The 10,701-nt window shown below is 72.6% G+C and carries 9 protein-coding genes; 5 read left to right on the top strand and 4 right to left on the bottom strand.

What is annotated here, in order from left to right:
- Positions 1-28: 28 nt before the first annotated feature.
- From ACFU99_RS18780 to ACFU99_RS18770, 3 genes are all read right to left on the bottom strand, one after another.
- The gene (locus ACFU99_RS18780; RefSeq protein WP_384393096.1) at positions 29-2,638 is read right to left on the bottom strand and encodes an ATP-binding protein; all 2,610 of its coding nucleotides are present in this window, start codon (positions 2,636-2,638) and stop codon (positions 29-31) included.
- Between the two features lie 266 nt (positions 2,639-2,904).
- Positions 2,905-3,228: an STAS domain-containing protein gene (locus tag ACFU99_RS18775; protein WP_384393094.1), complete on the bottom strand. Its 324-nt coding sequence runs from the start codon at positions 3,226-3,228 to the stop codon at positions 2,905-2,907.
- Positions 3,229-3,438: 210 nt separating this feature from the next.
- A complete protein-coding gene (locus ACFU99_RS18770; RefSeq protein WP_384393091.1) occupies positions 3,439-4,287 on the bottom strand; it encodes a 3-hydroxyacyl-CoA dehydrogenase family protein in 849 nt (282 codons plus the stop codon).
- 246 nt (positions 4,288-4,533) lie between these two features.
- On the opposite strand from ACFU99_RS18770, the gene ACFU99_RS18765 reads away from it, so the two are divergent.
- Entirely contained in the window at positions 4,534-5,106 is a 573-nt protein-coding gene (locus tag ACFU99_RS18765; RefSeq protein ID WP_384393088.1) for a cob(I)yrinic acid a,c-diamide adenosyltransferase, read from the top strand.
- A 100-nt stretch (positions 5,107-5,206) separates the two neighbouring features.
- A complete protein-coding gene (locus ACFU99_RS18760) occupies positions 5,207-5,704 on the top strand; it encodes a VOC family protein (protein WP_384393085.1) in 498 nt (165 codons plus the stop codon).
- 5 nt (positions 5,705-5,709) lie between these two features.
- Here the strand turns inward: ACFU99_RS18760 and ACFU99_RS18755 are convergent, their stop codons facing one another.
- Entirely contained in the window at positions 5,710-6,300 is a 591-nt protein-coding gene (locus ACFU99_RS18755; RefSeq protein WP_384393081.1) for a hypothetical protein, read from the bottom strand.
- A 160-nt stretch (positions 6,301-6,460) separates the two neighbouring features.
- On the opposite strand from ACFU99_RS18755, the gene ACFU99_RS18750 reads away from it, so the two are divergent.
- The 3 genes from ACFU99_RS18750 to ACFU99_RS18740 all read left to right on the top strand — a co-directional run.
- The gene (locus ACFU99_RS18750) at positions 6,461-7,675 is read left to right on the top strand and encodes a sensor histidine kinase (RefSeq protein WP_384393078.1); all 1,215 of its coding nucleotides are present in this window, start codon (positions 6,461-6,463) and stop codon (positions 7,673-7,675) included.
- Positions 7,672-8,355 carry a response regulator gene (locus tag ACFU99_RS18745; RefSeq protein ID WP_384393076.1) on the top strand — a complete coding sequence of 228 codons (684 nt, stop codon included), beginning with the start codon at positions 7,672-7,674 and terminating at the stop codon, positions 8,353-8,355. The genes ACFU99_RS18750 and ACFU99_RS18745 overlap by 4 nt, the downstream gene beginning before the upstream one ends.
- Positions 8,356-8,488: 133 nt before the next feature.
- Positions 8,489-10,701 (top strand): glycosyl hydrolase family 18 protein (locus ACFU99_RS18740; protein WP_384393073.1); only part of this gene is annotated, 2,213 nt, incomplete at its 3' end.

Here is a 10,701-nt window from a genome sequence, read left to right as displayed (position 1 = left end):
GTCCCCGGCAGTCCTCGGGAATCCCCGGCTAGGCGGTCCGCGACGACGTGGGCGCCCCGGTGTCCGACTGCGTCTGCGAGGACCCGGGCGCCGACTGCGACGCCGACTGGGAGGTCGACTGCGTCACGGTCTGGCTGGACGTCGGACCGGTCGGCGGGGACTCGGGGGGCGTCGTCGGTCCCGTCGGGTCCGGGTCGCCCGTCGGCGTCGTCGTCGGCTTGTGGGTCGGGGTGTGCGTCGGCGCCGTCGTCGGCTTGTGCGTCGGCGAATGGGTCGGCTCGGTCGGATCGTCCGTCGGCTTCGACGGGGACGACGGCGTGTGCGAGGGCTCCCCGCTGTGGGTGGGGTCGTCCGGCGAAGAGCTGTCCGAGGGGCTCGGGGAGTCGGAGGGGCTGTCCGGGCTGGTCGTCGGCCCGGGGTGCCCGGTGGTCCCCTGGTGCCCCGGAACGCCGCCGGGGTTGTTCTTGCCGCCGCCCGGCTGGTCGGCGGTCAGGCCGCCGTCGCCGTCCTGCTGGGACGCCGACTGACCCGGCTTGACCTTGTCGGAGGGGCCCTTGTCGTCGCCGGAGGTGGCGCCGAGGGTGACCACGGTGCCCAGGACGGCCACTAGGAGCGCGCCCGCGCCCGCCGCGACCAGGTTGCGCCGGGCGCCGCCGAGGACCGCCTTACGGGCCGGGGGCGGCGGCGCGGCCTTGCCCGGACCCGGCCCCGGAACCGGACCCGCGCCCGCTCCCCCGTCGGCGGCGAGCCGGGTGATGATCGTGGTCGTGTTGTCGTCGGGGCCCGCGGCGAACGGCGCGGAGACGCCGCCGGGCGGCGACGCCGACTCCTCGGACTGCGCGTCCGGGACCTCCTCCCCCGCGGGCGTGTACCCGTCGGGCGCCGGCGGCGGGACCGCGGCGGGCCGCCCGGTGCGGTCCGCGACCAGGGCCAGCGCCCTGCGCCCCGCGACCGTGCCGCGCCGGTCGGCGAGCACGCCGCGCAGCCCGATGGACGCCTCCAGCTCGGCGCGGGCCCGGTCGAGGTTGCCGGTGCAGAGCGCGAGGATGCCCAACTCGTGGTGGAAGTACGCCTCTTCGGCTACCTCTCCGGCGATCCGGGCGGCCTCCTGCCCGAACCGCAGGCTCCGTTCCCAGGCGCTCCAGTGCAGCGCCGCGGCGAACGCGGGCGCGACCGTACGGGCCAGCAGCACGGCGGCGGCCGGGTGCCCGGTCTCCCGGCCGGCCACGAGAACGCCCATCGCGGCGAGGATCGCGTCGGACTCGATCGCGGTGCGCTCGGGGGTGACCGAGGGGTGACCGGCCCACCAGGCGTAGTGCTGGGCCGCGAGCTGCGCGTGGGTGGCCGCGTCGGTGCCGTACCCGGCGGCCTGGAGCCGGCCCAGGACGCCGCCCGCCAGCCGGTAGTGGGCCCCGGCGGGCGTGACCAGCCCGCAGGCGATCAGCTCGCCGAGCGCGGCGTCGGCGTGGGCGTCCCCGACGAGCGCGGGAAGGTGCGCCTGGTGCGGGAGTTCGCCGCCGAGCGCCACGGCGAGGCGCAGGGTGGCCCGGCCGGCCTCGCTGACGCGGGAGGCGATCAGCGCGGCGGGCTCGGCGGCCTCAGTCGTGCTGGGCAGCGGCACGTCGTGCGGGTCGCCCCCGTCGAAGGGCGCGTCGACGGGCCGCTCGGCGAAGACGCCGTACTCGTCGAAGGAACCGGGATCGGCGCGCAGTTCGTCGCGCTGCCGCAGCAGCGCCCCGGCCTGTACGTACCGCAGCGGCAGCCCCTCGGACTCGAACCACAGGTCCGACGCCCAGCCCGCCTCGTCCGCGGCCGGGGGCCGGCGCACGGCCCGCGCCAGCAGCTCCAGCCAGGCGTCGCGGCCGAGCCCGCCGAGGAAGACCTCTTCGAGGTGCGAGTCGGCGGAGGGGGCGGCGACGTCGGGGGTGGCCGCGATCAGGAAGGCGCACTCGGGGGTCGCGTCGAGGAGGTCGTCGAGCGCGGCGCCGCCGAACTCCAGGTCGTCGAGGACGACGACGGCGCCGATGTCGGCCACCAGGGCGGCCAGTTGGTCGCGGTCGGGGCGGTGCAGCGGGGCGCGGTGGACGGCGGCGAAGAGGTCGTACAGGAGGTCGGTGGAGGTGCGGCGGTAGCCGGAGAGGCGCACGACGCCGTCGGGCGCGAGGTCCGCGCAGTCCTCGGCGACGGCGTCGAGGAGGCTGGTGCGGCCCGCGCCGGGCGGCCCGGTGAGCCGTACGGACCGGCCCCGGCCCAGCAGCCGCACGAGCCGCTCGCGCTCCTCCTCGCGGCCCAGGAAGGGCAGTTCGGACCCGGCGGTCGCGTCGAGGGGCGGCGGCGCGGCCGCCCGGCGGAGCTCGGCGCGCTCCTCGGGCAGGTGCTTCTCCGGGCGGCCGGGGCGGTCGGCCGGCCGGCAGACCTCGATCTCGCTGCCGTCCACGGGGTTGATCGTGAGCAGATAGTCACCGGCGACGAGCTGTACGGTGCGGGCGAGCCCCGGGGCGCCGCCGCCGGAGCCGGGCGTGCCCCGCTCGTGGCCCGGCGCCTGCGAGGCGGCGCCGTCCGCCGGTGTGCGGCCGTCGCGGCGCCCGTCGCCGTCGCGGCCCTCGTGGTCTTCCGGTCCCCGGTCCATCGGGTCCATGGTCAAGCCCCCCAGATGCGTGGCGTGCCGTATTGCCCTCCCGGCCTGTCCGCACGCTCGCCGTCGCTTCTGGTCCGGTGCCCGCCGTAGGCTTTCGGAAAGCGGCGGGGACACCGAACCCTAAACCTTCCCACAGTATCCCCGCACCTGAGGGGTGTCGCGCCGCGCGGGACGTCACAGTCCGGCGGCGGATCGGCCGGACGCGAACGGCGCGGGATCCGCCGGGCGCGTACGGCGGTGGACCGGCCGTACGCGAACGGCGGACGTCAGACGCGCGGCAGCGACTCCGCCTCGATGCCGCCCTCGATGGCGAGGATGCGGTGCAGCCGCGTGGCGACCAGAAGGCGCTGCATCTGCGGCGGCACGCCGCGCAGCACGAGCCGCCGGCCCGTGCGCCCCGCGCGGCGGTGCGCGCCCATGATGACGCCGAGCCCCGTGGCGTCCCAGGAGTCCAGCTCGGTCAGGTCCAGGACGAGATCGCCGCGGCCGGAGTCGACGGCGGCGTGCAGGGCCGTACGGGCGTCCGCCGCGGTCCGGACGTCGAGGCGGCCCCCGACGACCAGCTCGGCGTGGTCGCCCCTGATATGCATATGCGCTCCCCGGATCCGGTACGTGATGTTGCCTCCGTGTCTACAGAACTGACTGCCTCTCATGCCGTGAAGTTGCCGTCTGTAAGCGAACCGATACCGAATTCACTCCTCGGAGTGATCCCGATGTGGATGGTCCGCGCAACCGCCTCCCCAGTGCTGTCCGCGGCACTGCTCTCAGTACTGCCCTCAGTGCTGCTCTCAGCGCTGTCCTCAGTGCTGGTAGAAGCCCTGGCCGCTCTTGCGGCCGATGTCCCCCGCGTCGACCATGCGGCGCATGATCTCCGGCGGGGCGAACTTCTCGTCCTGGGACTCCGTGTAGATGTTGTCCGCGGCGTGCAGCAGGATGTCGACGCCCGTGAGGTCGGCGGTGGCCAGCGGCCCCATCGCGTGCCCGAAGCCGAGCTTGCAGGCGACGTCGATGTCCTCCGCGGTGGCCACCCCGGACTCGTACAGCTTGGCCGCCTCGACGACCAGGGCCGAGATGAGCCGGGTGGTCACGAACCCGGCGACGTCACGGTTGACGACGATGCAGGTCTTGCCGACGCCTTCGGCGAACTCCCGCGCGGTGGCGAGGGTTTCGTCACTGGTCTTGTACCCCCGGACGAGCTCGCACAACTGCATCATCGGCACGGGCGAGAAGAAGTGGGCGCCGACGACCTGCTCGGGGCGGGTCGTGGCGGCCGCGATCTTGGTGATCGGGATGGCGGAGGTGTTGGAGGCGAGCACGGTGCGCTCGCCGACCAGCCCGTCGAGGGTGCGGAAGATCTCCCGCTTGGTGTCGATGTTCTCGAAGACGGCCTCGACGACGATGTCGGCGTCGGCGGCCCCGTCGAGGTCGGTGGTGGTGGCGATGCGGCCGAGCGCGGCCTCGGCGGCGTCCGCGTCCAGCTTGCCCTTGGCGACGAACCGGTCGTACGACGCCTTGATCGCGTCGGTGCCGCGGGTCAGCGCCGCGTCGGTCACATCGCGCAGCACGACGTCCCACCCCGCCTGGGCGGAGACCTGGGCGATGCCGGAACCCATCAGGCCGGCTCCGATGACGGCGAGCTTCTTCGCCACGACACACACCTCTCCTCGACGCTGTTTGCCGGACCTTAACGTCCGTTCACCCTTCGTGGCAGCAGTAAGAGGTGCGCGTCACTGTGTGTTCTTCGCCGCACCACCGCCCCTCAGTTGACGCCCCGTCCGCTGACCTGTCCGCTGACCTGTCCGCCGAGCCGGGCGCGGCCGGACCACGCCGATCCGCCCCGTGACGAGCCGCACACGGTGCTGCCGCGCACGCGGTGCGTGGCTAGGCTCGTACCCATGGTCAATCTGACGCGCATCTACACCCGCACCGGCGACGACGGCACCACCGCCCTCGGCGACATGAGCCGCACCGTGAAGACCGACACCCGCATCGCCGCGTACGCCGACGCGAACGAGGCGAACGCCGCGATCGGGGTGGCCGTCGCGCTCGGGCAGTTGTCCGAGGAGGTCGTGAAGGTGCTCGTACGGGTCCAGAACGACCTCTTCGACGTGGGCGCCGACCTGTCGACTCCGGTCGTCGAGAACCCCGAGTTCCCGCCGCTGCGCGTCGAGCAGTCCTACGTCGACAAGCTGGAGGCCGACTGCGACCGCTTCCTCGCGGAGCTGGAGAAGCTGCGGAGCTTCATCCTGCCGGGCGGCACGGCGGGCGCGGCCCTGCTGCACCAGGCGTGCACGGTGGTCCGGCGCGCGGAGCGCTCGACGTGGGCGGCGCTGGAGGTGCACGGCGACATCATGAACCCGCTGACCGCCACGTATCTCAACCGCCTCTCGGACCTGCTCTTCATCCTGGCTCGGACGGCCAACAAGGAGGTCGGGGACGTCTTGTGGGTCCCGGGCGGCGACCGCTGACCGTCGCGGAAGCGAACGTACGATACGTGCGATACGTGCGAACCGAAGGGGCCCCCGCTCCGGGGCCCGTCACGCGCCACCTCATGTGCAGGAGAGCCTGATGACGATCCGCCGGGTGAACCACCTCGTCCTGTCCGTCGCCGACATAGCCGTCTCGACCCGCTTCTACCGCGACACCCTGGGCCTGAAGGTGGTGGACCGCATCCCCAAGGACGGCTCCGACCCGTTCATGGTCTTCCTGCGCACCCCGGAGGCGTCGGACAACCACCACGACCTCGGGCTGATCCGCGCCGAGGCGCCGGACGCCCAGCGCCCGGAAGCCGCCCCGCCGGGCCTGCTGCACTTCGCGTTCGAGGTCGGCAGCCTGGACGAGCTGGCCGAGATCAAGGAGCGGCTGGAGGCCCAGGGCCGCGTCAAGGAGACCTTCGACCAGGGCATGCATCTGTCGGTCTACTGCACGGACCCGGACGGGATCGAGATCGAGCTGATGTGGCCGACGCCGCGCGACTCCTGGTCCTACGAGGAGCCGATCGTCCGCAAGCCGCTCGACATCGAGGGGGCGCGGCGGCGCTGGGGCGGCACGACCGCCGGCCTCTGACGCCCTCACCACTTGCTCAGGAAGTGCGGCCGCTCCCTCTCGCCGTCCGTCCCCTCGCCGCCGCCCGGCGGCTGCTTCGGCCAGAGGGTGTAGCTCGCCGCGATGACCACGTTGATGCCGATCACCCACACCATCTTCAGCTGCCACGAGCGCAGCGAACTGGTGCCGCCGTCCTCGCCCACGTACCAGATGGCGGCCTGGAGCAGCGCCATCGCCACCGCGGCGGCGAGGATCCAGCGGCCCGCGGTCTTCCACTCGTGCACGGTGCGCGCCATGCCGTACTTCGGCGGCTTGACGGGCTTGGGGGCGCCCGCCCAGCGGTGGGCCACGTGTCCGTCGACCCACTTGACGGTCTGATGGCCGAGGCCCACCGTGAAGCCGATGTAGACGGCGGCGAGGCCGTGCTTCCAGTCGGGCTCGGCGCCGTTCTTCAGGTCGATCGCGGTGACGACGAGCAGGACCAGTTCCAGGACCGGCTCCAGCAGCAGCACCGCGAGCCCCGCGCGCGGCTTCTTCGCCAGGTAGCGCAGGCCCAGCCCTACGGCCAGCAGCACCCAGAAGGCCACTTCGCAGGCGATGACCAGTCCGACAATCATGGTTCTCTCCCGTCTCTCCCTTCCAGCCTCACCGGCGTTACGGGCGTTCGCGTCGTCGCCCGTGACGATCCCCCGCTGCATCCTTCGATGTAGTCGGCACGCCCGTACGCGCGCCCGTACGGCGACGCCCCCGGCCCCTCCCACGTGCTGTGATGGACCCATGCCACTCCGCCTCCCGGGCCGCCCGCACCGCCATGACGCGCTCATCGCGGCCGGCGGGCTGCTCGGCGGGCTGACGCTGTGGTTCCTCGGGCTGACCACCGGGCGGCCGGTCGACGGGTTCCCCGAGCGGCTGACGCTGGTGGCGCTCGTAGTGATGTCCGGGGCCGAGCTGATGCGCCGCACCGCACCGCGGACGGCGCTGGCCGTCGGCGTCCTCGCGCTCGCCCTCGACCAGAGCACGAGCACCCTGATCGCCACCGTCGTGATGTTCACCGACCTGGTGTACGCGGCCGTGCTGTACGGTCCCCCGGCCGCCGCGCGCCGCATCCCGCGCGGCTGCGAGCTGTTCACGGTGCTGGTGACGCTGGTGTCCGTGGCGCTGCTGCGCAAGCCCGAGGCGCTGCTCATCGGCGTCGTCGCGGCGCTGGTCACCATCGCCCCGGCCCAGACCGGCGTCGGCATCCGGCGGCACCGCGACACGGCGCGGGCGGCCCGGCTGGAGACGGAGCGCACCGCGCTGCTGGCGGAGCTGGACCGGCGCGAGGCGGTCGGCGCGGAGCGCGCCCGGATGGCGCGCGAGCTGCACGACATGGTGGCCAACCACCTCTCGGCCATCGCCATCCACTCGACGGCGGCGCTGTCGATAGGCGAGCCGAAGGCGGCCTCGGACGCGCTCGCCGTGATCCGCGCGAACAGCGTCCAGGGGCTGGCGGAGATGCGCCGCCTGATCGGCCTGCTGCGGGACGCGGGCGGGGAGCAGGAGTCCGCCGCCGCGCCCCGGCTGGACGCCCTGGACGCGCTGATCGAGCAGGCCCGTACGAACGGCTCGGGCTCCGGCCTGCGCTTCACGCTGCTCGACGAGTGCGCGCCGGGCCCGCTGCCCGCGCCCGTGGAGCTGGCCGCCTACCGCATCGTCCAGGAGTCGCTGACGAACGCCCTCAAGCACGCGTCGCCCGGCGAGGTGACGGTCCGCCTCGGCCGGGTGGGCGACGGTCCGCTGGAGGTCTGTGTGACGAGCCCGTCCGGGGACCGGCCGGGGCCGCGCGCGCCCGGCTCCGGCGCGGGGCTGGTCGGCATGCGCGAGCGGGTCGCGCTGCTGGACGGGGAGTTCGAGGCCGGACCGGTGCCGGCGGACGACGCGTACGAGAGCGATGACGGCAAAGCGTGGCGCGTACGGGCCGTGCTGCCGCTGCACGAGAAGGGAACGCTGTGAGCGCTGAGACCCCGAGGGGTTCGGTCCGGGTGCTGGTCGCGGAGGACCAGTCGGCGGTACGGGCCGGGCTGGTCCTCATCCTCGGCTCGGCCCCGGGCGTCGAGGTGGCCGGGGAGGCCGCCGACGGCGAGGAGGCCGTGCGGCTCGCCCGCGAACTGCGCCCGGACGTCGTGCTGATGGACGTACAGATGCCGCGGCTCGACGGCGTCTCGGCCACCCGGCGGATCACCGAGGAGCAGTTGGCCGACGTGCTGGTGCTGACCACCTTCGATCTCGACGAATACGTCTTCGGGGCGCTGCGGGCCGGTGCGGCGGGGTTTCTGCTCAAGGACAGCGAGGCGGCCGAACTGGTCGCGGCCGTACGGACGGTGGCGCGCGGCGAGGGGATGATCGCTCCGGCCGTGACCCGCCGACTGATCGCGGAGTTCGCGCGCCCCGCTCCGGCGCCCTCGCCGTACGCGCCCGATCCAGCCGTTCTGGAGGCGCTGACGCGGCGCGAGCGCGAGGTGCTCGTCCGCCTGGGCGAGGGGTGCTCGAACGCGGAGATCGCCCAGCGTCTCGATATGGCGGAGGCGACCGTCAAGACGCATGTCAGCCGCCTGCTCGCCAAGCTGGAGCTGCGCAGCCGGGTGCAAGCGGCCGTTCTGGCGCAGGAGTTGGGGCTGATCCGGCCCTCTTGACGTTGGTACAGACCTCTTGACCGCTGGTCCAGACCTTCTTACTCTCCCCTCACAACTGTGGTGAGCGTGTTCAGAGAGCGCACACTCACCTGGCGGCACAGGTTCCCCATCGGACCTCTTCGAGGAGCACTCCTTGAGCACAGGAACCTTAGGACGCACCAAACGCTCCAGACGTACCGTCATCACCCGAGTCGGCGCGGCCCTCGCCTCGCTGCTCCTCCCCATCGCCGCGCTCGTCGGCCTGACCGCGACGCCCGCGCAGGCGGCCACCGACGCCACGGCGGCGTTCGTCAAGACCTCCGACTGGGGCACCGGCTTTCAGGGCGAGTGGACCGTCAAGAACACCGGCACCTCCAGCATCAACGGCTGGACCGTCGAGTGGGACTTCCCCTCCGGCACCACCGTGGGCGCGTACTGGGACTCCCTGATCACCAGTTCCGGATCGCACTACACGGCGAAGAACCGGGAGTACAACGGCACCATCGAGCCCGGCGCCAGCGTCTCCTTCGGCTTCGTGGCCTCGGGCAACGGCGAGCCCGGCGGCTGCAAGCTGGACGGCGGCCCGTGCGACGGCTCGTCGCCCACCGACACCCCGCCGACCGCCCCCGGCCAGCCCACCACGACCGGGGTCACGTCCAGCAGCATCTCGCTGACCTGGGCCGCCGCGACGGATGACAAGGGCGTCAAGAACTACGACGTCTACCGCGGCGGCACCGTGGTCGGCACGGTCGGCGACACCTCCTTCACCGACACCGGGCTGAGCGCCGACACCGAGTACACGTACAAGATCGTGGCGCGCGACACGGCCGGGCAGACCGGCCCGGATTCGCCGTCGGCCACCTTCCGTACGAGCACCGGCGGCGGCACCGACAACCCGCCCTCGGCGCCCGGCGTCCCCCGGGCGACCGCGACCACGGACACCACGATCTCCCTCAAGTGGCCCGCGGCCACGGACGACAAGGGCATCAAGAACTACGACGTCTACCGCGGCACCGTGAAGGTCGCGACCGTCGGCAAGCTCGCGTACACCGACACCGGGCTGACGCCGGGCACCGACTACACCTACACGGTCGTCGCCCGCGACACCGCCGACCAGGTCGGACCGGCCTCCCAGCCGCTGACCGTACGGACCACCGGCGGCGACCAGCAGCCGACGGACCGCATCAAGGCCGGCTACTTCGTGCAGTGGGGCATCTACGGACGCGCCTACACCATGAAGAACCTGGAGACGACGGGCGCCGCCGCCAAGCTCACCCACCTCAACTACTCCTTCTCCAACATCGACCCGAACAACCTCACCTGCCTCAACGGCGTCACCAAGGCCACCACCCCCGGCCCGCAGGACCCCAACCAGGGCGACGGCGCGGGCGACTCCTGGGCCGACTACGAGAAGGGCTTCGGCGCGGGCGAGTCGGTCGACGGGGTCGGCGACACCTGGGACCAGCCGCTGGCGGGCAACTTCAACCAGCTCAAGAAGGTCAAGGCCAAGCACCCGAAGCTCAAGGCCCTCATGTCGATCGGCGGCTGGACGTACAGCAAGTACTTCTCCGACGTCGCCAAGACCGACGCGTCCCGGCAGAAGTTCGTGAAGTCCTGCATCGACATGTACATCAAGGGCGACCTGCCGGTCACCAACGGGCGCGGCGGCAAGGGCGCGGCGGCCGGGATCTTCGACGGCTTCGACATCGACTGGGAGTGGCCGGGCGCCGAGGGGCACGCGGGCAACCACGTCTCCAAGGACGACAAGGCCAACAACACCCTGCTCTTCGCCGAGTTCCGCAAGCAGCTGAACGCGCTGTCCTCGGAGACCGGGAAGAAGTACCTGCTGACCGCCTTCACCCCGGCCGACCCCGCCAAGCTCGACGCCGGCTGGGACATCACCACCAAGGACGGCACCCCCAGCGTCTTCGACTACATGGACTTCGCCAACGTCCAGGGGTACGACTTCCACGGCTCGGGCAGCGACGACAGCTGGGAGCCCAAGCGCACCGGCCACCAGGGCAACCTCTACCAGGACGCCAAGGACCCGTACGACACCAAGTTCAGCGTCGAGAAGACCGTGAACGCCTACCTCGACGCGGGCGTCAAACCGAGCCAGGTCGCCCTGGGCCTCGCCTTCTACGGGCGCGGCTGGCAGCAGGTCGCGGACGGCGGCGCGAACGGCGCGTGGCAGACCGCCAACGGCGCGGCCCCCGGCCAGTTCCCGGAGGAGGCCGGCACCCGCGGCTACGACAACCTGCTCGCGTCCGTGGCGAACCTGAAGATCTACCACGACGAACAGTCGGTGGCGACGTACGGCTACACCGGCGCGAACGGACAGTGGTGGACCTTCGACGACGTCTGGTC

The organism is Streptomyces sp. NPDC057654 (assembly GCF_042800135.1).
Classification (GTDB): Bacteria; Actinomycetota; Actinomycetes; order Streptomycetales; family Streptomycetaceae; genus Streptomyces.
The sequence above is the reverse complement of the archived record's forward strand: the minus strand, read 5'-3'. Positions and strand labels throughout refer to the sequence as shown.